Source organism: Microbacterium sp. NPDC089190, assembly GCF_040701795.1.
GTDB classification, from domain to species: domain Bacteria; phylum Actinomycetota; class Actinomycetes; order Actinomycetales; family Microbacteriaceae; genus Microbacterium; species Microbacterium galbum.
The window spans coordinates 448,610-474,253 of record NZ_JBFBHF010000002.1 but is presented as its reverse complement, the minus strand read 5'-3'; the positions used below and the strand labels follow the sequence as shown (position 1 = coordinate 474,253).

The 25,644-nt window shown below is 72.5% G+C and carries 26 protein-coding genes and 1 pseudogene; 12 read left to right on the top strand and 15 right to left on the bottom strand.

Annotated elements, in window-relative coordinates; all coding sequences use genetic code 11:
• The first annotated feature begins 39 nt into the window (after nucleotides 1-39).
• Together AB0230_RS08195 and AB0230_RS08190 are read left to right on the top strand one after the other, a co-directional pair.
• Nucleotides 40-522: a MogA/MoaB family molybdenum cofactor biosynthesis protein gene (locus AB0230_RS08195; protein WP_366375076.1), complete on the top strand. Its 483-nt coding sequence runs from the start codon at nucleotides 40-42 to the stop codon at nucleotides 520-522.
• Nucleotides 519-947: a molybdenum cofactor biosynthesis protein MoaE gene (locus tag AB0230_RS08190; RefSeq protein ID WP_315994993.1), complete on the top strand. Its 429-nt coding sequence runs from the start codon at nucleotides 519-521 to the stop codon at nucleotides 945-947. The genes AB0230_RS08195 and AB0230_RS08190 overlap by 4 nt, the downstream gene beginning before the upstream one ends.
• Nucleotides 948-1,005: 58 nt before the next feature.
• Here the strand turns inward: AB0230_RS08190 and AB0230_RS08185 are convergent, their stop codons facing one another.
• The 5 genes from AB0230_RS08185 to moaA are packed head-to-tail and all read right to left on the bottom strand — an operon-like array spanning nucleotide 1,006 to nucleotide 4,967.
• Nucleotides 1,006-1,242, bottom strand: a complete 237-nt coding sequence (locus tag AB0230_RS08185; protein ID WP_315994992.1) for a MoaD/ThiS family protein — start codon at nucleotides 1,240-1,242, stop codon at nucleotides 1,006-1,008.
• A complete protein-coding gene (moaC, locus tag AB0230_RS08180; RefSeq protein WP_366375073.1) occupies nucleotides 1,239-1,733 on the bottom strand; it encodes a cyclic pyranopterin monophosphate synthase MoaC in 495 nt (164 codons plus the stop codon). Before moaC ends, AB0230_RS08185 begins: the two co-directional genes overlap by 4 nt.
• Nucleotides 1,730-2,953: a gephyrin-like molybdotransferase Glp gene (gene glp / locus AB0230_RS08175; protein ID WP_366375071.1), complete on the bottom strand. Its 1,224-nt coding sequence runs from the start codon at nucleotides 2,951-2,953 to the stop codon at nucleotides 1,730-1,732. Before glp ends, moaC begins: the two co-directional genes overlap by 4 nt.
• A 14-nt stretch (nucleotides 2,954-2,967) precedes the next feature.
• Nucleotides 2,968-3,750, bottom strand: a complete 783-nt coding sequence (locus AB0230_RS08170; protein ID WP_366375069.1) for a HesA/MoeB/ThiF family protein — start codon at nucleotides 3,748-3,750, stop codon at nucleotides 2,968-2,970.
• Nucleotides 3,747-4,967, bottom strand: a complete 1,221-nt coding sequence (gene moaA, locus AB0230_RS08165; RefSeq protein ID WP_315994988.1) for a GTP 3',8-cyclase MoaA — start codon at nucleotides 4,965-4,967, stop codon at nucleotides 3,747-3,749. Before moaA ends, AB0230_RS08170 begins: the two co-directional genes overlap by 4 nt.
• Before the next feature lie 275 nt (nucleotides 4,968-5,242).
• Here moaA and AB0230_RS08160 point away from each other — a divergent pair, with 275 nt between their 5' ends.
• Entirely contained in the window at nucleotides 5,243-5,638 is a 396-nt protein-coding gene (locus AB0230_RS08160) for a TOBE domain-containing protein (RefSeq protein WP_315994987.1), read from the top strand.
• An 18-nt stretch (nucleotides 5,639-5,656) separates the two neighbouring features.
• Here AB0230_RS08160 and AB0230_RS08155 read toward each other — a convergent pair whose 3' ends face one another.
• On the bottom strand, nucleotides 5,657-6,571 hold the full coding sequence (locus AB0230_RS08155; RefSeq protein ID WP_366375067.1) for an SDR family oxidoreductase: 915 nt from the start codon (nucleotides 6,569-6,571) through the stop codon (nucleotides 5,657-5,659).
• 173 nt (nucleotides 6,572-6,744) lie between these two features.
• Complete coding sequence (locus AB0230_RS08150; RefSeq protein WP_363390240.1) at nucleotides 6,745-7,584, bottom strand: helix-turn-helix transcriptional regulator; 840 nt, start codon at nucleotides 7,582-7,584, stop codon at nucleotides 6,745-6,747.
• Between the two features lie 162 nt (nucleotides 7,585-7,746).
• On the opposite strand from AB0230_RS08150, the gene modA reads away from it, so the two are divergent.
• Genes modA through AB0230_RS08135 form a run of 3 tightly spaced genes read left to right on the top strand, consistent with a single transcriptional unit; the run spans nucleotide 7,747 to nucleotide 10,438 of the window.
• The gene (gene modA / locus AB0230_RS08145) at nucleotides 7,747-8,505 is read left to right on the top strand and encodes a molybdate ABC transporter substrate-binding protein (RefSeq protein ID WP_315994984.1); all 759 of its coding nucleotides are present in this window, start codon (nucleotides 7,747-7,749) and stop codon (nucleotides 8,503-8,505) included.
• A complete protein-coding gene (gene modB / locus AB0230_RS08140) occupies nucleotides 8,502-9,278 on the top strand; it encodes a molybdate ABC transporter permease subunit (RefSeq protein WP_315994983.1) in 777 nt (258 codons plus the stop codon). The genes modA and modB overlap by 4 nt, the downstream gene beginning before the upstream one ends.
• The gene (locus tag AB0230_RS08135; protein ID WP_363390233.1) at nucleotides 9,275-10,438 is read left to right on the top strand and encodes an ATP-binding cassette domain-containing protein; all 1,164 of its coding nucleotides are present in this window, start codon (nucleotides 9,275-9,277) and stop codon (nucleotides 10,436-10,438) included. The genes modB and AB0230_RS08135 overlap by 4 nt, the downstream gene beginning before the upstream one ends.
• Nucleotides 10,439-10,551: 113 nt before the next feature.
• On the opposite strand, the gene cydC is transcribed toward AB0230_RS08135, so the two are convergent.
• The 4 genes from cydC to AB0230_RS08115 are packed head-to-tail and all read right to left on the bottom strand — an operon-like array spanning nucleotide 10,552 to nucleotide 16,441.
• The gene (cydC, locus tag AB0230_RS08130; RefSeq protein ID WP_366375063.1) at nucleotides 10,552-12,237 is read right to left on the bottom strand and encodes a thiol reductant ABC exporter subunit CydC; all 1,686 of its coding nucleotides are present in this window, start codon (nucleotides 12,235-12,237) and stop codon (nucleotides 10,552-10,554) included.
• The gene (gene cydD / locus AB0230_RS08125; protein ID WP_315994980.1) at nucleotides 12,234-13,943 is read right to left on the bottom strand and encodes a thiol reductant ABC exporter subunit CydD; all 1,710 of its coding nucleotides are present in this window, start codon (nucleotides 13,941-13,943) and stop codon (nucleotides 12,234-12,236) included. Before cydD ends, cydC begins: the two co-directional genes overlap by 4 nt.
• 15 nt (nucleotides 13,944-13,958) lie before the next feature.
• Nucleotides 13,959-14,984 carry a cytochrome d ubiquinol oxidase subunit II gene (cydB, locus tag AB0230_RS08120; RefSeq protein ID WP_366375061.1) on the bottom strand — a complete coding sequence of 342 codons (1,026 nt, stop codon included), beginning with the start codon at nucleotides 14,982-14,984 and terminating at the stop codon, nucleotides 13,959-13,961.
• A gap of 17 nt (nucleotides 14,985-15,001) precedes the next feature.
• Entirely contained in the window at nucleotides 15,002-16,441 is a 1,440-nt protein-coding gene (locus tag AB0230_RS08115) for a cytochrome ubiquinol oxidase subunit I (protein WP_366375059.1), read from the bottom strand.
• A gap of 157 nt (nucleotides 16,442-16,598) precedes the next feature.
• On the opposite strand from AB0230_RS08115, the gene AB0230_RS08110 reads away from it, so the two are divergent.
• Entirely contained in the window at nucleotides 16,599-17,150 is a 552-nt protein-coding gene (locus AB0230_RS08110) for a helix-turn-helix transcriptional regulator (protein ID WP_366375057.1), read from the top strand.
• A gap of 100 nt (nucleotides 17,151-17,250) precedes the next feature.
• On the top strand, nucleotides 17,251-17,541 hold the full coding sequence (locus tag AB0230_RS08105) for a hypothetical protein (protein WP_363578384.1): 291 nt from the start codon (nucleotides 17,251-17,253) through the stop codon (nucleotides 17,539-17,541).
• Nucleotides 17,542-17,569: 28 nt separating this feature from the next.
• Here AB0230_RS08105 and AB0230_RS08100 read toward each other — a convergent pair whose 3' ends face one another.
• Both AB0230_RS08100 and AB0230_RS08095 read right to left on the bottom strand, forming a co-directional pair.
• Complete coding sequence (locus AB0230_RS08100; protein WP_366375055.1) at nucleotides 17,570-17,899, bottom strand: heavy-metal-associated domain-containing protein; 330 nt, start codon at nucleotides 17,897-17,899, stop codon at nucleotides 17,570-17,572.
• A gap of 10 nt (nucleotides 17,900-17,909) precedes the next feature.
• Complete coding sequence (locus AB0230_RS08095) at nucleotides 17,910-18,191, bottom strand: metal-sensitive transcriptional regulator (RefSeq protein ID WP_055956168.1); 282 nt, start codon at nucleotides 18,189-18,191, stop codon at nucleotides 17,910-17,912.
• Nucleotides 18,192-18,421: 230 nt separating this feature from the next.
• On the opposite strand from AB0230_RS08095, the gene AB0230_RS08090 reads away from it, so the two are divergent.
• The 4 genes and pseudogenes from AB0230_RS08090 to AB0230_RS08075 all read left to right on the top strand — a co-directional run.
• Nucleotides 18,422-18,784, top strand: a complete 363-nt coding sequence (locus AB0230_RS08090) for a hypothetical protein (protein ID WP_315994974.1) — start codon at nucleotides 18,422-18,424, stop codon at nucleotides 18,782-18,784.
• Nucleotides 18,785-19,064: 280 nt separating this feature from the next.
• Nucleotides 19,065-21,509 carry a SpaA isopeptide-forming pilin-related protein gene (locus AB0230_RS08085; RefSeq protein WP_366375053.1) on the top strand — a complete coding sequence of 815 codons (2,445 nt, stop codon included), beginning with the start codon at nucleotides 19,065-19,067 and terminating at the stop codon, nucleotides 21,507-21,509.
• Nucleotides 21,506-22,921, top strand: coding sequence for a SpaH/EbpB family LPXTG-anchored major pilin (locus tag AB0230_RS08080; protein WP_366375051.1), 1,416 nt, complete (start codon nucleotides 21,506-21,508; stop codon nucleotides 22,919-22,921). The genes AB0230_RS08085 and AB0230_RS08080 overlap by 4 nt, the downstream gene beginning before the upstream one ends.
• 11 nt (nucleotides 22,922-22,932) lie before the next feature.
• Nucleotides 22,933-23,709: pseudogene (locus AB0230_RS08075) on the top strand (class C sortase); the annotation flags it as partial.
• A gap of 171 nt (nucleotides 23,710-23,880) precedes the next feature.
• Here the strand turns inward: AB0230_RS08075 and AB0230_RS08070 are convergent.
• Together AB0230_RS08070 and AB0230_RS08065 are read right to left on the bottom strand one after the other, a co-directional pair.
• A complete protein-coding gene (locus AB0230_RS08070; RefSeq protein ID WP_366375049.1) occupies nucleotides 23,881-24,570 on the bottom strand; it encodes an ABC transporter ATP-binding protein in 690 nt (229 codons plus the stop codon).
• On the bottom strand, nucleotides 24,567-25,628 hold the full coding sequence (locus AB0230_RS08065) for an ABC transporter permease (RefSeq protein ID WP_363578389.1): 1,062 nt from the start codon (nucleotides 25,626-25,628) through the stop codon (nucleotides 24,567-24,569). The genes AB0230_RS08070 and AB0230_RS08065 overlap by 4 nt, the downstream gene beginning before the upstream one ends.
• Between the last annotated feature and the right edge of the window lie 16 nt (nucleotides 25,629-25,644).

Below are 25,644 nucleotides of genomic sequence, written 5' to 3'. Positions count from 1 at the left end.
GAGAGCCCATCCCAACGACGGCGGCCTAGGCTGAACCACGTGCCTCATCACGCCCGCGTCCTGACCGTCTCCGATCGCTCCGCCGCGGGACTGCGCGAAGACCGCGGGGGTCCGCTCGCGGTGTCGTTGCTGCAGGAGGCCGGCTTCTCCTGCGACGAGCCCCTCGTCGTGCCCGACGGGGCCGACAGCGTCGAGTCCGCTCTTCGCGACCTCGTCGCCCAGGGGCCGGGGCTCATCGTCACCACCGGCGGCACCGGGATCGCGCCGACCGACCGCACGCCCGAGGGCACCGGCCGCGTCCTGGACCGCGAGCTTCCCGGGATCGCCGAGGAGCTGCGCCGTCGAGGACTCGCCGACACCCCTCTGTCGGTGATCTCGCGCGGGCTGGCCGGGATCGTCGACCCCGGTGTCCTCGTCGTCAATCTCCCCGGATCGACGCGTGCCGTGGCATCCGGGATCGCCGTCGTCGCGGAGCTCGCCCCGCACGTCCTCGACCAGCTCGCCGGAGGAGACCACTCATGAGCGCCGTCCGCATCGCCCGCCTGTCGGAGCAGCCCCTCGACCTCGACCTGCACCTCGACGCCGTCGAGGACTCCTCGTCGGGGGCCGTGACCACCTTCGTCGGTCGCGTGCGCGACACCGATCCCGACGCCTCCGATGCCGTCGTCGCCCTGGAGTACAGCGCGCACCCCGACGCCGAGCAGACCCTGCACCGCATCGCCGCCGACGCCGCCGCCGGCACCGACGCCATCGTCGCCGTCAGTCACCGTGTCGGGCGACTCGAGGTGGGCGAGGCCGCGGTCGTCATCGCCGTGGCATCCGGTCACCGGGCTGCCGCGTTCGAGGTGTGCCGCACGGTCATCGAGACGATCAAGACCGACTTGCCCGTGTGGAAGCGGCAGGTCGAGGCCGACGGCACGACGGAGTGGAAGGGCCTGGGCGGCTAGAGACGGCCGGGCACCGGGGCCGGTTGCGCGCCTCGAGCCGAGGTGAGGCGAGGCGGGCTCAGCCCCCGGCGAAGGGCGGCAGAACGTCGACGTGCGTGACGCCGTCGAGCGCGGCGTCGTCGTCATGACGGGTGCCGTCGACGAGCACGGCGCAGCGGTCGAGGATCCCGCCGAGAGCGGGGTGGTCCGCGACGACCCCGGAGCGCAGTGCCGCGAGGGTCGGCTCGGCGCGGTCCTCGGCGTCGGTCCCCGCGGCGTCGGCGGCCGCGGCGAAGTAGCGCACCCGCACGCTCATGCGGTCACCGCCGTGCCGGACTCGCCGGGACGATGCCAGTCGCCCGATTTGCCGCCGGTCTTCGACACGATGCGCACGTTCTCGATCGAGGTGCCCTTGTCCAGGCCCTTCACCATGTCGACCACCGCGAGGGCTGCCACCGAGACGCTCGTGAGCGCCTCCATCTCGACGCCGGTGCGGTCGGCCGTGCCGACGGTGGCCTCGATCTCGACGCCGGCGTCGGTGATCCGGAGGTCGACCGAGGCGCGGTGCACCCCGATGACGTGAGCGAGGGGGAGCAGTGCGGGGGTGGATTTGGCGGCCTGGATGCCGGAGATCCGCGCCACGGCGAGCACGTCGCCCTTGGGGGCGGTGCCGTCGCGGAGCGCCGCGACGACCTCGGGCGCGCAGCGCACGAACCCGCGTGCGGTGGCGGTGCGGACGGTGGGCTGCTTCTGCGTGACATCGACCATGCGGGCGTGGCCCGCGGCATCCAGGTGGGTGAAGGTCATGGGATCAGCATGACATCGACGACGTCGCCCACCGACACGGTGGACACCTCGGCCGGGACGATCGCGAACGCCTCGGCACGGGCGAGAGAGGCCGCGAGGTGCGAGCCGGAGCCGCCGGCGGTGGCCGGGCGGACGGTGCCCGCGACGAGGTCGACCGCCGCGGGGAGGTACTGCCGTCGGCCGGGCGGTGTCGTCCAGGTCTCGGATGCCGTGAGCCGGGCGAGGCGTCGATCGATGACCGCGCGGCCCTGCAGCGCCAGCAGCGCCGGGCGGACGAAGACCTCGAACGAGACGGCGACGCTCACGGGGTTGCCGGGCAGCCCGAACACCAGCCGTCCGTCGGGGAGTGCCCCGAACGCCTGCGGCTTGCCGGGCTGCATCGACACCTTCTCGAACGCGATGCGGTCGCTGAGGGCGAGGCGTACCGGTTCGTAGGCGCCGGCGCTGACGCCGCCGGTGAACACGACGACGTCGGCGCGCGACGCTCGGTCGAGCACGGTCTCGATGCCGGCGGGATCGTCGCCGACGCGGTCGACGAGTTCGAGGTCGGCATCGGCGCCGTCGACGAGCGCCGCGAGCAGAGTGGCGTTGGAGTCGGGGGTCTGCCCTCTGCCGGGCGCGGTGCCCGGCGCCACGAGCTCGCTGCCGGTCGACACCACGGCGACGCGCGGGCGGCGGGTGACGCTCACGGCATCCACCCCGGCGGCGGCCGCGGCGGCGAGGGCGAGGGGGCCGAGACGCTCCCCGGCTGAGAGCACCGTGTCACCGGCGCGCGTGTCGCCGCCCCGGCGGCGGATGAACGCCCCCTCTCCGGCGGGGGAGCGACGCACGGTCACGGTGCCCAGCGAGTCGGCGAGGCCGCCCGCGGTGTCTTCGAACGGCACGATCGCGTCGGCCGTGGCGGGGACCGGCGCTCCCGTCATGATGCGGGCGGCCTCACCGGGCGCGAGCGCGGGGTCGTCGGTCGTGCCGGCGGGCAGATCGGCGACCACTCGAAGGGTCGCCGGGTTCTCGGCATCCGCTCCCGCGACGTCGGAGAAACGCACGGCGAAACCGTCCATCGACGAGTTGTCGAAGCCGGGCAGATCGTGCGCCGCGAGAACGGGTTCGGCGAGCGTGCGTCCGGCCGCGTCGGCGAGGGCGACCCTCTCGGCGGGCAGGAGCGACACGGCGGCGAGCACGCGGTCGCGGTGCTGTTCGACGGTGCGCAGCTCGGTCATCGGGGCCTCCGTGGTCAGGATCCGGCCGCGGGGCGGGCGGCCGGGGTGAGCGGGATCACGTCGTGGCGGGCGCGCAGCGCGTCGATCACGACGAGGCGGCCCAGCAGCGGTTCTCCGGCGCCGGTCACGAGCTTGATCGCCTCGGTGGCGAGCAGGCCGCCGACCTGCACGCACAGCGATCCCAGCACGCCCACCTGGGCGCACGTCGGCGGTTCGCCGGCGGACCCCGTCGGGAACAGATCGCCGAGCACGACGGGGGAGTGCCCCTCGGGCGGGGCCGACCAGAACACCGTCACCTGCGCGGCCCACTCCTGCACCGCACCCCAGACGAGGGGGATGCCGAGATGCTCGGCGGCGGCGGCGACGGCCTCGCGCGTGTCGAAGGTGTCGCTGCCGTCGATCACGAGGTGAGCGCCGTCGAGCAGCGCGACGGCGTTGTCGGAGGTCAGCCGTACCGTTCGCTCATGGACGACGGTCAGCGGCGAGAGATCACGCACGGCGCGCGCGGCGGAGGCGGTCTTCGCGGTGCCGATGTCGTCGACGCGGTGCGCGAGCTGCCGCTGCAGGTTGGTGCGCTCGACCGTGTCGTCGTCGATGATCACGAGTTCGCCCACCCCGGCGGCGGCGAGGGCGAGCAGCACGGGGGACCCGAGCCCGCCGGCGCCGATCACGGCGATGCGGGCGGCCGCGATCCTCCGCTGTCCCTCTTCGCCGATGGCCGCGAGGACGGCATGGCGAGCGGTGCGGATCAGCTCTTCCGGGGCGAGGGATGCCACCGGCTCGACGAGCGGCCTCATCCGCCGATCGCGCTCATGGTGCGCTCGGGCTGGACGAAGTCGGCACGCGCGAGACCGACGCGGTCGGAGCCGTGCGCACGGGGCTTGGCCCACATGGCATCCCGCCAGATCTGGGCGATGCCCTCGTCGTCGGCGCCGTCGCGGACGGCCGTGAGCAGATCTGTCTCCTCGTGCGAGAACAGGCACGAGCGCACCTTGCCGTCGGCTGTCACGCGCGTGCGCGTGCAGGCGGCGCAGAAGGGTTCGGTGACCGAGGAGATGATGCCGACGTGCCCGGCCACGGCGGTCTCGCCGGGGCGGCGGACCTCCCAGCGCTCGGCGGGAGCGGCTCCGCGGCCGCGCGGGTCGGCGGTGAGCGTGAAGGCCTCTTCGATGGCGGCGCGGATGTCGCGAGCGGGGATGACGTTCGTGGCGCTCCACGAGCGGTCGCCGTCGAGGGGCATGTCTTCGATGAAGCGCATCTCGAAGCCGTTCGACACGGCCCAGTCGACGAGGGGCACGATCTCGGTGTCGTTGACGCCCGCGAGCAGGACCGCGTTGATCTTGATCGGCCCGAGGCCTGCTGCGCGAGCGGCCTGCAGACCCGCGAGCACCTTGTCGAGGTGCGGGCGCCGGGTGAGCTCGGCGAACGTCTCGGGGTGGAGGGTGTCGAGCGAGACGTTCAGGCGGGTCAGGCCCGCATCCTTGAGCGCCTGGGCGCGCCGGTCGAGGCCGACGGCGTTCGTGGTCATCGAGATGGGCAGATCGGGGGCGTCGGCGCGGATGCCGGCGATGATGTGCTCGAGATCCTTGCGCACGAGGGGCTCGCCGCCGGTGATGCGCAGCTCCTCGGCGCCGAGCGAGCGGACGGCGACCCGCACGATGCGGCGGATCTCGTCGGCGCTCATGAGCTGCGTCTGCGGGAGCCACGGCATCCCGTCGGCCGGCATGCAGTACGTGCAGCGCAGGTTGCACTTGTCGATGACCGAGACGCGCAGGTCGGTCGCGACGCGGCCGAAGCGGTCGAGCAGGCCGCCCTCGCGCGGGGCGCCTTCGTGCGAGGCTTTTCCGCGCGGGGTGCCGGTGGCGGGGAGCGCGGTCGCGTGGGACGTGCGCCCCGCGCTCGGGCCTGCGGGGGCGCCGGTGGCGGGCAGCGCCGTCGCGCCCGAGGCGGTCACGGTCGCGCCGAGGGGCACGGCGACCGGTCGTCGCGTCGTGCTCGCGTCCTCGGCATCCATAGGTCGAGCCTAGGCGAGCGCGGAGGGGTGAGGGCGGTCCGGCGCGTGGGTGCGGATCTCACCGCGGGCGGACGCCGCCGGGACCGCGACCTGCATCGGGGTGCCGCCGCGGGCGCGGGTGGCGCGCAGCGCTGTTCCGGCGTCACCGGCGGTGCGGAGCCGGTGACGCCTGCCGCCGTGAGACGGCATGCTGCTGACGACTCGGTTGCAGGGTGTCGCCGACTTGTCAGCAGGATGCTGTCTCGGCGCACGGCGCCGACGGGTACGGTCGTCGCATGCCGAACACCTTCCGTATCGCCACCGCCGCCCGTCTGCTCGGGGTCAGCGACGACACGGTGCGGCGCTGGATCGATCAGGGGACGCTGCCCACGACGGGGGCGTCGCCGGTCGAGATCCCCGGCGCCGCCCTCGCCGAACGCGCGGTCGCGCTCGCCGACGAGCCGGACGACCCCACGGGGGTCTCCTCGAGCGCACGGAACCGTTTCACCGGCATCGTCACGCGCGTGCAGATCGACGGCCTCATGGCGCAGGTCGATCTGCAGTGCGGCCCGCACCGGGTGGTCTCGCTCATGTCGGCCGAGGCCGCGCGGGACCTCGCGGTGGAGCCCGGCTCGCTCGCGGTCGCCTCGGTCAAGGCGACGGTCGTGACGGTGGAGGCGCCCCGGGGCTGAGACCGGGCGCCCCGGTCATCACGGTGTGAAGCGCGGCCCGATGGCCTCGTGCGTCAGTGCCCACACCCGCCGGGCGTCGTCGGCGGAGCGGAAGGGCTCCCACGGTTCGCTCGCCCGCGCGGGGCCGCCGATGAGGCGCGACGGGCCGAAGAACGTGCCGTCCGAAAGCGGCGCCGTCGCCGCGAGCACGGCGGGTTCGGCGGCGGATGCCACGGTGCCGGTGATGCGCAGGTGGGTCAACAGCCGGATGACACGGCGCGCTCCGAGTTCGCGCTCGCGGCCCACGCCGGGCTGCGCCGCGAGGAGGTTGGTCGGCGAGACGCCCGGGTGAGCGAGCGTGCTGGTGAGCCCCCAGCCCTCGGCCCGGCTGCGCGCGTGGAGCTCGCGGGCGAAGAGTCCGATCGCGATCTTCGACTGCACGTACGACGCCATGGCGTCGTAGGGGGTGGCGGAGATGACGTCGGGGTCGAAGCGTCCGCGCCGTGCGGCGATGCTCGTCTGGTGCACCACGCGCGCTGTGCCCGCGCGCAGCACCGGGAGCAGGGCGAGGGTGAGCGCCGCGTGACCCAGGTGGTTCGTGCCCCACTGCAGCTCGAACCCCTCGGCGGTCTCCTGCCTGCGGGGAGGGGTCATGACGCCGGCATTGTTGACGAGCAGGTGGATCGGGCGACCTTCCTCGCGGAGGCCTGCGGCCAGAGCGTCCACCGAGTCGAGGCTGGCGAGGTCCAGCGCGCGCGTCGAGGCGACGGCATCCGGGACCTCCCTGCGCAGGGCGTCGAGCGCACGGCGGCCCTTGTCGGGGGAGCGGACGGGCAGCACCACCTCGGCGCCGAGCGAGGCGAGCCGCGTCGCGATGACGGTGCCGATGCCGTCGCTGGCCCCGGTGACGACGGCCAGCCGACCGCGGAGGGGGCGGGGGGAATCGGGAGACATGGGCGGTCCTTTCGTGGAGTGCCTCGATGCTCGCGCCCCCGGGTGCCGGGCGGCCAGTGCCCGCTCAGCCGCTGATCGACGATCCACCCCTCGGCGACCGGCGGTGCCCGGGCGCAGCGGGCTCACCGTCTGCGCGGCCCGCCCGCGGTGCTCGCCCGCCGGGGATCCACCCCTCAGCGGCCGCCGGGGGCTCCGATCACCGCGAGCAGCCGCAGTTTCTCGGCGCTCTCGCTCCCCGGCTGCGCCGTGTACACGAGCAGGCGGTGCGCATGGTCGGGGTCGACCAGGGTCTGGCATGACAGCTCGAGGCGGCCGACCTCGGGGTGGAGGAAGCGCTTGATCGCGGGCGGTCGCGCGCCGACTTCGTGAGCGAGCCAGAGAGCGGCGAACTCGTCGCTGCGCACGCGCAGGTCGTCGGCCAGGGCGGCGACCTGCGAGTCGGGTCCGCGAGCGGCGACGAGCTCGCGGAGACCCGCCGCGTAGACGCGCGACAGCGTCGCCTGTTCCTCGGGCGGGTAGGCGGCACGCGCCGACGAATCGGTGAACCAGCGGTATCCGATGCTGCGGGCGGGCCCCGATCGCAGCGTGGCATCCCCCAGCAGCGCGACACCCAGGCGGCTCTGGCGAAGGGTCTCGCCCAGCTCCGTGACGATCTCGGCGGGGGTGTCGTCGAGGCGGTCGAGGACGCGCAGCATGCCGGGGCTGATGTGCTCGGTGCCCGCGTGGCGCAGGGGAGGCCGGTGGCCCGCGAGGTGGAACAGGTGATCGCGTTCGGCGAGGCTCAGGTGCAGCCCCTGGGCGAGAGCGGTCAGCATCTGCTCCGACGGGGTGGGGCCGGTGCCCCGTTCGAGGCGCGCGTAGTAGTCGGTCGACATGTGGCTCAGCAGCGCGACTTCCTCGCGGCGCAGCCCCGCCGTACGACGGCGCACGCCTCGTGCGAGCCCCACGTCCTCCGGCTGAAGGGCTTCGCGTCGGCGCTGCAGGAAATCGCCCAGGCTGGTCAGGTCGCTCACGTCGTTCCTCGCACCCCCCGTTCCTACCCGGTGGGCGGTCGCCATGCCAGGACCCGCTGATCCACCCCTCGCTTTATCCGCACATTCGGTATTAACGCGGCCATGAGTCCGCTTATACGGAATACTGGAGCGGCGGCCCGCCGGCGTCGCCGAAAGGATGCCATGTCCCGCCCCCTCCGTCTGCTCACCGTCGTCGCCGTCGCCGCCCTCCTGGCCGGGTGCGCGGGCACGTCGCCCGCCCCCGCGGCATCCGCCGACGGCCCGTCCGGAACCGTGGAGGTCTACGCCGCGGCCTCGCTGCAGCGGTCGTTCGACGAGATCGCGCGGGCGTTCGAGGAGCAGAACCCCGGCATCACGGTCACCCCGGTCTACGACGGCTCGAGCACGCTCGCCACGCAGATCGGCGAGGGGGCGCCCGCCGACGTCTTCGCCTCGGCGGACGAGAAGAACATGGCGAAGGTCGCCGCGCAGGCGCCCGATCCGCGGATCTTCGCGGGCAACACCCTCGTCATCGCCGTGCCGACGGGCAACCCCGGGAGCGTGCAGGGCCTCGCCGACCTCGCGCGGGTCACGACGGTGCTCTGCGCCCCCGAGGTGCCGTGCGGAGCTGCCTCGCAGACGCTGCTGTCGAACGCCGGGGTCGCCGTGACCCCCGCGAGCGCCGAGCAGAACGTCACAGCGGTGCTCACGAAGGTCGCCGCCGGCGAGGCCGACGCGGGCCTGGTCTACGCCACCGACGTGGTCGGTCGCGACGACGTCGAGGCGATCGTGCCCGCGGGGGCGGATGCCGTGGTCAACCGCTACCCGATCGCCGCACTGTCCGAGGCCCCGAACCCTGACGCCGCCGCCGCTTTCGTCGCGTTCGTGCTCTCGGACGAGGGGCAGAGGATCCTCGGCGACGCGGGTTTCCGAGCGCCGTGACGGGCGGTTTCGTCCCGCGTTGGCTCGTCGTGCCGGCCGTCGCGGGGCTCCTCTTCCTCCTCGTTCCGCTGACGGCGCTCGTCGCCCGGGTGGAGTGGGGGACGCTCTGGAGCGATGTCACGTCTCCCGCGGCCCTGTCGGCTCTCGGCCTGTCGCTGAGCACCGGCGCTCTGGCGACCGTGGTGTGCGCGGTCGTCGGCATCCCCCTCGCCCTCGTGATCGCCCGCAGCCCCGCGCGGCTCGCGGCGGTGCTGCGCGCGCTCGTGACCGTTCCCCTCGTGCTCCCGCCGATGGTGGGGGGCGTGGCCCTGCTCTACCTGTTCGGGCGCAACGGGGCGCTCGGCGTCCTCGGTCTGCCGTTCACCACCGCGGCGGTCGTGCTGGCGCAGGTGTTCGTGGCGCTGCCGTTCCTCGTGCTCGCGGTCGAGGGCGCCCTGCGCAGCACCGGCGTGGAGTTCGAGCGCACGGCCGCCTCGCTGGGCGCGTCGCGCGCGACGATCCTGCGGCGCATCACGCTGCCGCTGGCGGCGCCGGGCATCGTCGCGGGAGTCGTGCTGTGCTTCGCGCGCGCGATCGGGGAGTTCGGGGCGACGGCGCTCTTCGCGGGCAACCGCCCCGGCGTCACGCAGACCATGCCGCTCGCGATCTACACCGCCTTCAACGGGGCGGGCGTCTCGCAGGGCGCCGCTGTCGCGCTGTCGCTGCTGCTGCTGGTGACCGCCGTCGCGGTGCTGCTGCTGGTGCGGGGCTGGCGCCCGGGGGTGGGGCGATGACGACTCCGGATGCCGGCAAGCCCGGACGTGATCGGCGCGACGCCGACGAAGCGGGTGGGCGCCGAGGGAGCCCCGGACCGCGCGATGCCGGCACCACCGCGTCGCGCGACGGGCGCATGCCGCTGCCGGATGCCGCCGCCCTGCGCGCCCGCGTCGTCGTGCGCCGTCGCGACTTCACCGTCGACGTCGCCCTCGATGCGACCCCGGGGGAGACCATCGCCGTGATGGGCCGCAGCGGCGCGGGCAAGTCGACGCTGCTCACCGCCCTCGCGGGACTCACTCCTCTGGACGAGGGTGAGATCGCCGTCGACGCGCGCGTGCTCGATCGTGCGCCGCGTCTGCGCACCGCCCCCATGCACCGCGGCATCGTGCTCCTGAGTCAGGACGCGCGACTGTTCCCGCACCTCACGGCGCGCGAGAACGTCGCCTTCGGTCCGCGCTCCGCCGGGGTGCCGGCATCCATGGCCCGTGCGGATGCCGACGACTGGCTCCGCCGCGTGGGGCTGCCCGACACGGGGGAGCGTCGGCCCGCCCAGCTGTCGGGCGGGGAGCAGCAGCGCGTCGCCGTGGCGCGGGCTCTCGCCGCGCAACCGCGGGTGGTGCTGCTCGACGAGCCGCTCGTCGCGCTCGACGCCGTGACGGCGTCCGAGATCCGCTCGATGCTGCGCGATCGGCTGGCCGGGGTGACCACGATCGCCGTGACGCACGACGCGGTGGATGCCGCGGCCCTCGCCGACCGGCTGCTCATCGTCGAGCGGGGCCGGGTGACGCAGGACGGGCCGGTGCCCGAGGTGCTCGCGGCCCCGGCGACCGAGGTCGCGGCGAAGATCGCGGGTGTGGAGCGGCTCGTGGGCGCGGCGCAGCGCGGGGACTTCGTGCGGGAGGGGCTGCGGCTGACCTCGACGGATGCCGCCTCCCTCGCCCTCGCGTCGACCGAGGGGCGTGCGCTGGCCGCGGTCTTCCGCGCAGCCGACGCGCGGCTCGGCGAGGGGGCCACGGCGACGGTGTCGCACCTCGAGCCCACGCCGACGGGGGTGCGCGTCGTGATGGACTCCGGCGTCGCCGAGGTGCCGGCGGCCGAGGCCGCGGCGCTCCGCCCCGGTGACACGGTGCGATGGAGCGTTCCTCCGGACCGCGTGCGCTTCGTCGCGGCATCCTGAGCGGGTTCCTCTCCGTCGAGTGTCCAGGACGCGCCGCTGGACTTCGCGTTTCCCGGCGTGTCCGGGACACTCGGCCGGGTCGATCGCGGCGCGAGGCGGGGGCCTGCGGTGGCTCAGTCCGCGACGACGCGCCCGCCCTCCAGCCGCACCTCGCGATCGACCAGCCCCGCGGGGACGTCGACGTGCGACACGAGCACCACCGCCTGATCGCGATGGACGGCCCCCAGCAGATCGGCTAGCAGGGCATCGGATGCCGCGGGGTCGACGCCCGCCGTGGGCTCGTCGAGCACGAGCACGGGGAAGCCGCGCAGCAACGCCCGGGCGAGGGCGAGGCGCTGGGCCTGCCCGCCGGAGACGAGCCCGCCGCGATCGCCCACGCGGGCGTCGAGACCACCGCGCTCCCGGGCCCAATCGGCCAGGCCCACGCGCGACAGCACCACCCACAGGTCGGCGTCGGTGGCGGTGTCGCGGGCGAAGAGGAGGTTCTGCCGGATCGATTCGTCGAACAGGTACGGCGACTGCTCGATCAGACCGATCGTGCGGCGCAGGTCGTCTCCCGAGAGTCCGCGCGCGTCGACGCCGCCGATGCGGAACGATCCCTCGTAGTCGAGGAAGCGCACCAGCACGTGCGCCAGCGTCGTCTTGCCCGCTCCGCTCGGGCCGGTGACGAGCACGCGCTCGCCGGGGCCGACCCGCAGGTCGACGTCTTCCAGCCGTCCGGCGTCTGCGTCGGAGTCCGATCGTGCCGGCCACCGCGCCCCGACACCGTGGAGCTCGATCCCCTCGCCGAGCGCGGGCGCCCGGCCCGTCGGTGCGGGCTCGTCGCGGGGGAGGCCGTCGGGAATGCGCTCGGGCACGGCATCCGCGATCCGCTCTGCGGCGGCGCGCACCTGCCGCCAGGACGCGAGCGCGAGGGGGACAGGTCCGAACACCTCGAACACGGCCATCGGCAGCAGCACGACGACGGCGAGCCCCGGACCCGTCAGGTCGTTCCCGGTCACGGCCGGGGCGGCGACCAGCAGCGCCGCGAGAGAGGCGACGCCGGCGAGCACCGAGACGGCGCCCGAGGTCAGTCCCTGGGCGCCTCCGCGGCGCACCAGCGCCCGGCGCAGGGCGGCATCGGCGGAGCGGACGCGAGCGCGGGCGGCATCCACCGCTGCGTACGCGGTCAGCACGTCGAGATTCGTGAGCAGGTCGTGCACGGCGTCGGCGACGGCGGTGCGCAGCGGCGCGATCGAACGCTCCGCGCGAGCGCCCGCGGCCCAGCCGACCGCCACCGATACGGCGAACGCCGCGAGCAGGCAGACCAGCATCGCGAGCGCGGCGGGCCACGAGACGAACGCCGTGAACACGACGGCGGCCAGCGCGGTGGTCGCCGCCGTCACGAGCGGGAGCACCACGCGCAGCGGGAGGTTCTGAAGCTCCTCGACGTCGTCGACGACGCTTGAGAGCAGCCCGCCGCGGCGAGAGCGCGCGAGGCCGTCGGGGGCCAGCGGCACGAGGTCGCGCACCAGGTCGGCGCGGACCCCCGCGAGCTGATGCAGCGCCGCATCGTGGCCGCTGAGACGTTCGAGGTAACGGAACACCCCGCGCGACAGCGCGAACGCGCGCACCCCGACCACGGCGACCGACAGGTACATCACCAGCGGCTGCTCCGCCGCGCGGGCGATGAGCCACGCGCTCGCCGCGAGCAGAGCCACGGCACTGGCCGCCGTACCGAAGCCGGCGAGCAGCGCCGGGGCGAACCGCCGCCGCGACGGCATCGCCGAGCGCAGGATGCCGCGCACGCGCCCGTTCACGGGTGACTCCTCTCGGGAACGAAGCTCCCGGTCCCTTCGACAGGCTCAGGGACCTCGGTTGCGGGGTCGGGACGGAGGAGGCTGAGCCTGTCGAAGCCTCCGGACCCGCGCCGCAGCTCGACCACGCGGTCCGCGATCGCCCGCGCGGAAAGACGGTGCGACACCAGCAGCACGCCGCGGCCGGCGTCGGCCTCGCGGCGGAGGGTCGTCCACAGGTGCGCCTCGGTCGTGGCATCCAGGGCGCTCGACGGCTCGTCGAGCAGGAGGAGCGGCGCCCCCGTGACGCGGACCCGGTACAGGGCGCGGGCGACGGCGACGCGCTGGGCCTCGCCGCCCGAGAGCCCGGCGCCGGCGGCCCCGAGCACCGTTCCGGGGTCGAGATCCGCCGCCCCCGCGTCGGCCAGCGCCGCGGTGACGCGCCGGGGATCGGGCGCGCAGCCGAGAGCGACGTTGTCGGCGACCGAGCCGGTCACGAGCCCCGGTCGCTGGCCCGCCCAGGCGACCGCGCCGCGCGCGTGCGAAACTGGGGCGCCGTCGATGCGCACCGAGCCGTCGTACTCCGCGAAACCCAGCACCGCCGCGATCAGCGACGACTTGCCGACACCGCTCGGGCCGGTCACCAGCACGATCTCGCCCGGCTCGACCGACAGCGACACCTCCGGCAGCACGTGCCCCTCCCGCCGCACGCGCACGCGGTCGAGCGTGAGGACGGATCCGCGCGCCGGGGTCTCGGCATCCGCGTCGGGGGTCGTGCGGGCAGCGTCCAGGGCGTCGAAGATCTCCTCCGTCGCGGCGACTCCCTCGCTCGCGGCGTGGAACTGCACCCCCACCTGCCGCAGCGGCAGGTACGCCTCCGGCGCGAGCAGGAGAACGAACAGCCCCACCAGCAGCGAGAGGTCGCCGGCGAGCAGGCGGAACCCGATCGTCACGGCGATGATGGCGACCGAGATGGATGCCAGGAACTCCAGCGCGAAGCCCGAGAGGAACGACACACGCAGGACGGTCATCGTCTCGCGCTTGTAGTCGCGCGTCACCGCTTCGATGGAGTCGGCGGCACGGTGCTGGCGACCGAAGGCCTTCAGGGTCCCGAGTCCGTCGACGGTGTCGGCGAAGCGCGCCGCGAGCCGGCCCAGCGTGCGGTACTGCTTCTGCTGCACCCCGCGTGTGGCCAGGCCGATCAGCACCATGAACAGCGGGATGAGCGGGATCGTCAGCACCACGGTCAGACCGGAGAGCGGGTCGGCGAGGGTCATCGCACCGATCAGGATCGGCATCGTGATCGCGGTGGCGACCAGCTGAGGCAGGTAGCGGCCGAAGTACGCGTCGAGCGCCTCGAGACCGTGTCCGGCCGTCACCGCGAGGGCGGCGGTGTTGCGCGCACCGAGCCAGCGCGGTCCGAGCCGCGTCACCGCGGCGATGAGCGCCTCGCGCAGCTGCGCCGACGCCGCCGCCGCCCCGCGGGCCGAGGTGCGCTCGGAGGCGGCGATCAGCAGCCCCCGGAGCGCGGCGAGGGATGCCGCGATGCCCACGTATCCCCACAGCTCGGCGAGCGGCCGCCCCTCGATCGCCCCCACCAGTGCGTGCGTGAGCGCCCCGGCGAAGCCGACGATCACGCCCGCCTGCGCGAGCACGATCGCCGCGGTGACGACGAAGTAGCCGCGCGAGGCGCTCGCGTACCGCAGGAGGCGGGGGTCGACGGGTTTCATGGGTGGGTCCGGGGATCAGTGCGCGACGAGCGCGGCCTTCTCGATCCGGGCGCGGGTGACGCGCTTGCGGAACACCCAGTACGTCCAGCCCTGGTAGGCCAGGATCAGCGGCAGGAAGATGAGCGCCGCCCAGCTCATGATGGTGAGCGTGTAGTCGGTGCTCGAGGCGTTGTCGATCGTGAGGCTCGCGCCCCCGTCGAGGGTCGAGGGCATCACGTTGGGGAACAGCGCGAAGAACAGCGCGGCCACGGCCGACACGATCGTCACGGCCCCGAGGGCGAACGCGGTTCCCTCGCGGTCGCGGGAGTTGGCGACCCACGAGCCGATGAGGGCGAGTGCGGCGACACCCGACAGCGCCACGACGCCGAGGAACAGGGGCGCCTGCGTGGACCGGGCGACGGTCCACCCCAGGAAGACGGCCGCGAGGGCGATCGTGATCAGACCGGCCCGACCCGCCAGGCGCCGGGCGTCGGCGCGCACCTGGCCGTCGGTCTTGAGTGCGACGAAGTACACGCCGTGCGTGAAGAACAGCAGCAGGGTCGTGAGCCCGCCCAGGATGCCGTAGGGATTCAGCAGCGTCAGCACGGTGCCGGCGTATTCGTGGTCGGCATCCAGTGGCACGCCCTGCACGATGTTCGCGAAGGCGACGCCCCACAGGAACGCGGGGAGGGCGGACCCTGCCACGATCATGCGGTCGAACGAGCGCTTCCACCGCAGCGAGTCGCGCTGATGGCGGTACTCGAACGACACCCCGCGAGCGATGAGCGCGAGCAGGATCACCAGCAGCGGGAGGTAGAACCCGCTGAAGAGCGTGGCGTACCACTCGGGGAACGAGGCGAACAGCGCCGCGCCGGCGACGATCACCCACGTCTCGTTGAGGTCCCACACGGGCCCGATGGTGTTGATGATCTGGCGGCGGGCGATGTCGTCCTTGCCGAGGAAGGGGATCGACATGCCGACGCCGAAATCGAACCCGTCGAGCACGAAGTAGCCGACGAAGAGGAAGGCGACGATCCAGAACCAGAGGTGTGCGAGATCCATGATGTTCTCCTGCGTTCTCAGTAGACCGTGGTCGGCGTGTTCTCGACGGAGTCGTCGCGCTCGGCATCCGGGTCGGGCAGGGGGTCGGGACCCTTCTGCGCGAACTTCACGATGAGACCGAACTCGACGATCGCAAGGCTCAGGTAGACGAGCGTGAAGGCGACGAGCGAGACGAGCACGCTCCACCCCGGGACGCTGGGCGAGACGCCGTCCTGCGTGAGCATGAGACCGAAGACGATCCACGGCTGGCGGCCCATCTCGGTGAACACCCAGCCCACCAGGCTCGCGAGCATGGGCAGCGGAGCCGCCCAGATCGCGATCCGCCACATCCAGCCGGCGACGGGGCGCTTCGCGTTCTTGCGCGTGACCCACAGGCCGACGACGCTGACGAGCGCCGCGATGCCGCCGAGCGCGATCATCCAGCGGAAGGCCCAGTACGTGACCCACAGCACGGGGGCGAAGTTGCCGTCGACCTGGTCGGCGAACTGCGGGAACATCTCCTGGCTGTACAGCGTGTTCAGGTCGTTGATCCCCTCGACGCAGCCGTCGAGCGAGTGCGTCGACAGGATGCTGAGCAGGAACGGAACGCGGATCGAGAACAGTTCGCTCGTCCCGTCGGGGGTGCCGAGGGTGAAGATCGAGAACGACGCGTCCTGTCCGCAGACCGTGTTGAACGTCGCCTCGGCGGCGGCCATCTTCATCGGCTGGGTCGCGACCATGACCAGGCTCAGCTGGTCGCCGACGATCGCGACGAGCACGAACGACACCACGGTCGCCCACAGGCCGAACCGCAAGGTCTTGCGCATCATGTCGGTGTTGCGTCCGCGGGCCATGTGCCAGGCCGACACCGCGACCACGACCATGGCGGCGAACATCCAGCCGGCGAAGATCGTGTGCGGGAAGGCGGCGAGGGCGACGGGGTTGGTCAGCAGCGCCCAGAAGTCGACGAGCTCGGCGCGGTGACCCTCGGCCGACATCTGATACCCGACGGGATTCTGCATGAACGCGTTCGCCGCGATGATGAAGTACGCCGACAGTGTCGCGCCGATGGAGGCCATCCAGATGCTCGCGAGGTGGGCGAGACGGGGGAGCTTGTCCCACCCGAAGATCCACAGGCCGATGAACGTCGCCTCGAGGAAGAAGGCGAGAAGGCCCTCGAACGCGAGCGGGGCGCCGAAGACGTCGCCGACGAAGCGGGAGTAGGCCGACCAGTTCATGCCGAACTGGAATTCCTGCACGATGCCGGTCACCACGCCCATGGCGAAGTTGATGAGGAAGATCTTCCCGAAAAAGCGGGTGAGGTGCAGCCATCGCACGTCGCCGGTGCGGTACCAAACGGTCTGGAAGACCGCCACGATCAGCGACATCCCCAGCGTCAGCGGAACGAAGAGGAAGTGGTACAGGGTCGTCAACCCGAACTGCCAGCGGGCGAGAGCCAGGGGGTCGAGCCACTCCATCGGGAGCCTCCGATCGAACCGGATTATGTGGTCAGACCACATGCTACGCCGGGCCCTCCCGCGCCGCCCGGCGATGATTCGGCGTCGAACCACCTCGTCGGTCTACGCTGAGACTTACCGGGAAAGTCTTTTCCCTGCGAACCGGTCCGGAGGCCGCATGTCGGTGCGTCAGAGCCTGCTCGCGATCCTCGATCGCGGCGTCTGCTACGGCTCCCAGCTGCGCGCCGAGTACGAGAGGCGCACCGGGGCGAGCGTGAACGTCGGCCAGGTGTACACGACCCTCGAGCGACTCGAGCGCGACGGGCTCGTCGCGGGGGCGGGCGTCGACGACGAGGCGCGGGTGCTGTGGCGGCCCACCGCCGCGGGCCGCGCCGAGGCGCGCGCCTGGCTGACCACCGCCTCCCTCGCAGAGGGCCGCGACGACGTCGCCCTCAAGATCGCGCTCGCCGTGACCCTCCCGGGTGCCGACGTCGATGCCATCCTCTCGGTGCAGCGTGCCGCGGTCCGAGCGGCGTTGGACGCGAGCGACGCAGAGGTCGCCGACGCGGATGCCGTTCCCGCGGCGATCGTCCGAGCGGCCCGGAAGGCGCGGCTCGAGGCCGACCTGCGATGGCTCGACGAGGTCGCCCGCCTCACCGCCGCAGCCGTGCCCTTCGGTCTGTCCGAGGAGCGCCCGCGTCGCGGTCGGCCCGCCCGCTCTACGGTGTAAGGCTCGCGTAGCCCCGGCGGAGGGTTTCGTCAAGGGAGGCACGAGGCATCGGGAGAGCGTGCACGCTGAGAGCACCCCGGACGAGCCAAGGAGTTCTCACATGGTCATGGAAGCACCGCTCAGCCGCCGGGGTCCGCTCATCGGCGCGGCGCCCGCGGCGGCCCCCATCGACACCGTCGTCGCCCCACCGGCGCCCACCGAGATCCCCTGGACGCGAATCGACCTCGACCTCTACGAGGTCGCCCGTGGCGGCTACATCGTCGGATACGTCGAGGTCGTCGGTGCGGTGTTCGTGGCCCTCGGCGGCGCACGGTACGACCGCGCGGTCGAGGTGTCACAGCACCTCACGTTCCACTCCGCCGTCGACGCCCTCGTGCGTCGCGTGCTCTGAGCCTCGGCGGTCTCTCGCGCTCGCGGCGTCAGGGGGCCAGCGAGTAACCCGCTTCGTCGATCGCGGCGGCGAGGTCGTCGTCGGTGACGTCTTCCGTGCGCGTGATGCGCACCACCGACGTACCGCCCGCTTGCAGGGCGATGTCGACGACGCCGACGCCCACGAGCGAGGAGAGCTCCTCGGTGACGGCGCGCACGCAGTGCTCGCAGGTCATGCCCTCGACGCGCAACTCGTCCGTCGCCGCCGCGGCGGCGGGAGCGGATGCCACTGCCGCGTGGCCGCACCCGCAGGCGTCGCCGCAGCCCCCACCGGCGGGGGCGGCGGCCGTGAGGCCGAGCTCGATGCGCTGTTCCGACATGGTGTCCTCCTCAGGAACGGACCAGGCGCGCGATGGCCTGGTTTGCTTCTTTCAACTTCTCTTCGGCGACCGGCCCGCCCTGCGCGGCCGCCTCGGCGACGCAGTGCGAGAGATGATCGTCCAGGAGTGAGAGGGCGACGTTCTCGAGGGCCTTCGTGACCGCCGACACCTGCGTGAGGATGTCGATGCAGTACTGGTCATCGTCGACCATGCGGGCGATGCCGCGCACCTGCCCCTCCGCCCGACGCAGGCGCTTGAGGAGGTCGTCCTTGTTGCCCTCGTATCCGTGCATGCCTCGATGATACCCCCGTGGGGTATGCCTAGCACCGTCTCGTGCGGTGTCAACCCCCTCGGCGCACGGCTCCCATTGGCGGACAGTCGAAGCATCAGGAGGTCGACATGCTTTTTCGTCAGACCGGTGGTGGTCGGCGATGACCACCGAACCTTTCCCCACCGGACCCCACCGCCCCGTGCGCATCCCGCACCTGCCCCCGCTGCGCTCGCAGCGGCGAGAATCGGAGGATGACGCGAACACTGGCAGCGCTCCCGGGCGCCGCCCGGAGGCTGTGCCTCAGCCGACGAAACGGCGAGATCTGCACTCGTGAGGACGGGCACCGGGGCCTTCACCACCGCACCGGTGGGCGTCTGCTCTGGAGCGACCTGCAGGCCGATCCGCCCGAGTGCCCCGGTGCGGGCTCACCGGCCGAACCGGCAGCGATGCTCGACGACGGGTTCCCTGACGGACGCGCGGTCTGCCCGGTCTGCTGGGCTTTCGTGGCTCTGACCGACGACCGGACACTCGAACAGCACGATTCGTGGCGCGGTGACGAGTCGCGCGCGGAGGCCGGTCGTCGTCGCGAATGGTTCAACGCCTTCGGCTGGTGACTCCCGCTCCTTCGGCCCACGGCGGCCGATGGGGAGGCGGCACTCACGTCGAGGCCCGGTCGCGGCGACGTGGGTCCGTCACGCTCGGGTGACGGCAGAACCCCGCTTTACCTCGGCCCGAAAGTGCGCGCGGGGACGCTCGGCGACGTTCGGGTGAAGGGTCGATACGACCGGGCGTGCTCCCTCGTGAGATAGCCCCCCATCCGAGCGGATGGGGGCCGCGCGTGGCTTCATCATTGCCCTCGAGGGGCTGCGCTGACGCGCTCCGCGGCACCTCTGCGTGATCCTCGGTCTGCTCCTCCGCGCCATCGAGGAGACCATGCCCGCCACGTACACCCGTGCGATCCGCCGGTTCGTCGCATCCGTCGTCGTCGTCGCGTTCGCCGTGATCGGACTGGTCGCGGCGACCGTCGTCGACGCGCCCCCCGCGGCCGCGGCGACGTGGAAGCCGTTTCAGTGCCTTCCCCGCTACGAGTACGCCGTGTCGTCATCCGGGGAGATCACCCAGATCGCGCCCGACGGGTCGACGTCGTCGATGGGCTCGTGGAAGGTGCCCTTCGCCAACGGCTTGGGAATCACCGCCAGTGGCGACCGTGCGTACTCCTACGACAGAAGCTGGGGGAACGGGGGCAACAACAAGGCCCGCATCCTGACGTACGACGCCCGAGGTCAGACGTTCACCACCACGTCGGACTCTTACATCGCCGCATTCGCGGGCGACCTCGTCGGTGGAGCGCTCGACCTCGACACCGGCGACTTCTACTTCGGTGGGTTTGAGAAGGCGGACCATGCCGGCGTCCAGGAATATCGCTTCCGCATCTTCGAGTATGCGCCGAATGCGCGCTCCTTCTCCGACCGCGGGTTCGCCTGGACGGGTATCACCGATTCGGGTCAGCCGAACGGCGACATCGCCTTCGACGCCGACGGGAATCTCTACATCGTCCGCGGTTCGTGGGACGCGACCAACCTCATCATCGTCTCCGCGGCCAGTTTGGCGGCCAGCACGGGAGGCGAAGTCCCGGCGTCGACGTCGAAGACCATCGCCGGTGGCCTGCCGGGCACCAACGGTCTGGACTTCGACAATCTCGGAAACGCCTACCTCAGCAACGGGACGACCGTCGCACGCTTCGACCCCACCACCTGGACGAAGTTGGACACGGTGACGACCTCCCTCTCCTCCAACACGGACCTCGGGAGTTGTCTGGCCCCGCCGACGATGACGGGGACCGTGAGCGTCGACGCCCGCAATGCTCCGAGCGACCAGTTCACGCTCTCCATCCGCAGCGGCACGGTCACGTCCATGACGAACACGACCACGGGCAGCGCGACGGGAGTGCAACCAGCGGTCGTCGGTCCTCTGCCCGTGCTCGCGGAGGCCACGTACGACGTCGTGCAAGACCCAGCCGGAACGACCGATTCGAACGACTACCGAACGACGTGGTCGTGCCGGTCGGCATCCGGGGTCATCTCGTCGGGGAGCGGATCGACGGCAACGGCCACTATCCCGACCAATCCCGCGACGCCGGATCGGGGAGTGCGCGTCAGCTGCGCCTTCGTGAACGTGCTGAAGCCGAAGCTCACTCTGGTCAAGGCGTTCGACATCCGTCATGACGCGCCCGCCGACGCGTCGACCTGGCAGCTCTCCGCGACGGCGGGCACCACGTCGCTCGCCTTCACATCCGGGCAGACGCGCGTTGTGGAGCCGACGACGTACACGCTGGCCGAGACGGCGCAGCCGGGGTACGTGCTCGAGGCGGTGTCGTGCGCCGATGCGTCGGGGACGACCGTCGCCGTGGGGAGCAGCTCGACAGTCGCGATCGCCGACGGTCAGCGCGTCACGTGCACCCTCACCAACGCCGACCAGCCCGGATCGGTGACGTGGAGGAAGACCGATGAGGTGAGCGGGAAGGTGGTCGGGGGTGCGACCTTCACCCTGACGGCTCCGAGCGGGACCTCCGTCGACGTCGGTGACAACACCGGTCAGACCGGGTACTCCGGTGCCGACACCGACGCGCGTCCCGGCGTGTTCCGCGTCACGGGTCTGTCCTGGGGCACGTACACGCTCACTGAGAAGTCGCCGCCCGACGGCTACCACCTCGCCACCGCGTCGACCTCGTTCACGATCGGTGCCTCCCGCCTCGACGTCACGACGGCCGACGTGACCGACGAGCGCATCCTGACGTTCGACATCGAGAAGCACTCCTACAGCGACCGCGGACAGACAGCGCCCGCACTCCTCGACGGCGCGGCGTTCGACCTCCGCGCGGACGATCACGGGCATCCCGGAGCCGCCGTCTCCGGAGTGCTGCAGACGGGAGCCCAGCCCGGCCGGTTCGCCCTCGTCGACATCGCGCCGGGGTCCTACTGGCTCGTCGAGACGGCGGCACCGAGCGGGTACGCGCCCCTGGTCGCCCCCATCGCCTTCGCCGTGCGCCACGACGCCGCCCACCCCGACGGCGCGATCGACCTCGGCTCCACCACCGACCCGCTCGTCTCCTACGACACCGCCTCGCGCACGCTGCGCATCTGGGACGCCCGCGTCGTGGCCCTGCCGTCGGCGGGAGGCCCGGGCACGATCGCCTTCACGAGCGCCGGGGTCGCCCTGATGGCGTCGGCCGCCCTCTTGTGGGTGCGCGCGCGGCGTCGCCGCGGGGCGGCATCCGCTTCCGAATCCTCTCCTCCGACACCGACATCCATCGATACTCAGAAAGCAGAAGGACTATGACCACCACCCGGTTCTCGCGCCGGCTCCGACTCCTCGCCTCGGCGGGGGTGGCGGCCGCACTCCTGGCCGCGGCCGCACCGGCTCACGCCTCGTCGGCCGATATCGACACCTCCGCCTCGGTCTCGCTGACGATCCACAAGTTCGAGCAGCCCGCGACCGGCACCCTCGGCACGAACGACGGAACGAAGATCGCCAACCCCGGTGGTACCCCGCTTGCGGATGTCGAGTTCACGGTGCAGAAGGTCACCGACGTCGACCTCACGACCGACACGGGCTGGGCGACCGCGAGCGCGCTGACCGTCGCCGACGTGTACGGCTCGACGGCCACGCACACGCTCGGCACGGGTATCGTCCGCACCACCGACAGCGCGGGTGAGATCACGCTGACGTCCCCCGCCGTGGGGATCGGCCTGTACCTCGTGCGCGAGACCGCCCCCGGAACGTCGTCGGTGGTCTCGCCCGCCGTCCCCTTCCTGGTCGCGCTCCCGCAGCCGGCCAACGGAGCGTGGAACTACGACGTGCACGTCTACCCGAAGAACGCGGTCTCGCGCCTCACGAAGACCGTCGACGAGAGCAAAGCGCACGTGATCGGCGACACGCTCCCGTGGACCATCACCAACGACGTCTCCAAGGCGCCGGCGGGCACCTCGATCTCGTCCTACGAGATCAGCGACACGCTCGAGAGTCGTCTCGGCTATTCGAGCACCACCGTCTCGCTCGTCGACGGGTCGACGACCTCGACGCTCGCGACGCCGCGCGACTACACGCTGACGGCGCCCACCGTCGGAACCTCCGGCGATGTCGTCGTCTCGCTCACCGCCTCGGGGCTCGCCAAGCTCAACGGCGTGGCGAGCACGGCGAAAGTGATCGTCGAGATCGACACCACCGTGCTCTCGATCGGTGACGGCACCATCAGCAACACGGCCACCGCGTACATCAACGATCCTCAGCACACGCACGGGACCAGCTCCACGCCGACTCCCTCCACGTGGGGTGCCCTGCGCGTCGTCAAGCACGTGACCGGCGACAGCACCAAGACGCTGGCCGGCGCCGTCTTCGACGTCTACGCCGTCGACCCGAGCACCGCGGGCGCGACGGCCGTCGTGACGGGCGCGACCACCGGCGCGAACGGTTCCGTTCAGGTCGCCGGGCTGCGCACGGGAGACTACTGGCTCGTCGAGACCACGGCCCCCACCGGGTATCAGAAGCTCGCTCAGCCGGTGAAGATCACCGTGGCCGTCGGATCGACCACGTCGCCGAACGTCGCCGACATCGCGGACTCGCCCATCCCGCCGTTCACCCTCCCGCTCACCGGTGGATCGACGGGCGCGGCGTTCACCGCGGCCGGAGGTGCACTGGTGGTGCTCGCCCTCGGTGTCGTGCTGGTGCGCCGGGCGCGTCGCCGGGCCTGAGCGGCCCTCGCATGAAGACCGGGAGGGTCTCGGACGCCGGTCGGCGGCCGGGGCCCTCCTCGGTGCCGTCTCGGACGGCGCGCACCCTGCGCACCCGCGCGCGACGCGCCCGCCACGATCTGCTGCTCGCCACAGCCGCCCTCATCGGGGTGGCGGTGATGATGTATCCCCCCACCGCGAGCTGGTTCGACCTCATCCGCACCAATACGGTCGTCGAGGGATACGCCCAGGTGGTCGATGCCGCCGATCGACAGGTCGTGGACCAGTCGCTCTCCGCGGCGCGGGAGTACAACCTCCGCGAGGCCACGGGCCTGCTCATCGACCCCTTCGGCGACGACGCCGGGAAGCCGGGCGTCGATGCCGCCGCCGCGCGCTACCTCTCGCAGCTCTCCCTCGACCCGAACGGCGTGATCGCCCGCGTGCGCATCCCCGCCATCGCCGTGGATCTGCCCGTCTTCCATGGATCGACTCCCGACGTCCTCGACCGCGGGCTCGGTCACCTCTACGGCTCGTCGTTGCCGGTCGGCGGGCCGGGGACGCACGCGGTCCTGACCGGCCACTCGGGCCTCCCCGACGCCACGCTCCTCTCCGACCTCGACAAGCTCCACCCGGGTGACGAGGTCGATGTCGACGTCCTCGGGCGCACCCTGCGGTATCGGGTGACAGATTCCGACGTGGTGCTGCCGACCGACATCTCGCGCCTCGCGGTGCAGGACGGTCGCGACCTCGTCTCCCTCGTGACCTGCACGCCCATCGGCATCAACACCCATCGCCTCGTCGTGCACGCGGAGCGCGTCGCCGACGAGGACGCTCCGGAGACGGGGGCTCCGGAGCGGACCACCCTGCCTCCGCCCTGGTGGCTCGCCGTCCTCGCCCCGGCGGCGGTGGGCTGGCTCGTGGTCGCGGCGCGCGCGATGCGGTGGGCCCGCCGCGCCCGACGTTCCCGCGCGGGCCGGGGGTCACACGGCGACTACGCGGGTCGCTCGGCCGTCGACGACCTCGACCTTCTCATCCAGGGCACCCGCGTGCACGAGGTCGTGCGTCACGAGGAGGGTGGCGGTACCGCGGTCGTGCGTGAGCCGTGAGAGCAGCGCCATGATCTCCGCGCCGCGGGCGCTGTCGAGCGCGCTCGTCGGCTCGTCCACCAGCAGCACGCGGGGCTCGTGCACGAGCGCGCGGGCGATCGCGACCCTCTGGCGCTGACCGCCCGACAGCTGAGCGGGGCGGCGATCGGCGTGGTCGCCGAGGCCCACGGCATCCAGCAGCCCGTCGACGCGACCCCGCACGGCGGCGCGCCGCTCCCGGCGGCCCCGTCCTCCGAGCTCGGCCATCACGCGCAGCTGCTCGCGCGCGGTGAGGGCGGGCAGAAGCTGCGGCTGCTGGAACACGATGCCGATCCGCTCCCGCCGGAGCGCGGTGCGACCCGCGGCGTCGAGCCGAGTGGCATCCACTCCGTCGACGACGACGCGACCGGAGTCGGGACGGACGAGGGTGGCCGCCAGAGCCAGCAGGCTCGATTTGCCCGACCCCGACGGTCCGGTGATGCCCGTGACGAGGCCGGGGCGGCCCTCGAGCGCGACGCGGTCGACGGCGGTGACGCGGGCGTCGCCGTCGGGGTAGGTGAGGGTGACGTCGTCGAGAAGGATCATCGGGTGCTCCCCAGGGCGGTGAGAGGGTCGGACTTCGTGACGGTGCGCAGTGACACGGCGGCTCCCAGCACGCCCAGGGCGATCATGACGAGCGCCGGGGCGAGGGTGGTGAGGGGGCTCAGCACAAACGGCAGGGCGCCGCCGGCGAGCGCGCCCAGGGCGGCCGTCAAGGCGATGCCGACCCCCACTCCGACGATGAGCACGACGAGGGCCTGGCCCAGGGCGTCGCGCACGAGGGCGGGGGTGCTGGCGCCGAGGGCCTTGAGCACGGCGACGTCTCCGGCTCGTTGCATGGTCCACACGGTGAAGAACGCGCCGACGACCAGCGCCGAGACACCGAAGAGCATCGCGATCATGAGACCGAGCGATCCGATCTCGGAGCGGAACGTCGGCAGCGCCGACAGGCTCGCCAGGGGAGTGGATGCCGTGGTCCCGGTGTCGGTGGCCACCGCGTCCCACGCGGGGTCGCCGGAGACGGCGAGCACGGTCGCCGCGCCCGTCCCGCCCAGGCGCTGGGCGAGCGTCTTCCACGCCGTCGAGGTGAGGGCGACGACGGGGGTGTGGCTGTAGGAGAGGTCGTCGCCGACGGAGGCGACGCGGAAGCCCTCACCGGCGATCGTCACCTCGCTCCCCACGGACGCGCCCAGGGTCTTCGCCGCGCCCGCGGACAGCGCGGCGTCGGTGTCGGACGAGACGTTCAGCGCGAAGGCGGGGGAGTCGAGACCGAAGAGGGCCACAGCCCCCGACGCGGAGGGGCCCTCGGCGCGGGACTGCAGGATGCCGATCGGCACGACGACGGTGACACCCGCAGCGTCGCGCCACGCGGCGACGGTGGCGTCGTCGATCGCCGACTCTCCGAAGGTCGCCGCCGCGTCTCCGACCGGCTGCAGCACGAGCCGGTCGCCGGGGAGGGCCAGCACGGCCGAGACGTTCTGGGCGGCGAGGCCGCCGGTCAGGCCCGCGAGGAAACCCACGAGCAGGGTGATGAGGGCGACGACCGCCCCGATGAGGGCGAATCGCCCGCGGGCGAACCGCAGATCGCGCCATGCGACGTACACGTCGCCTCCTTCCGCC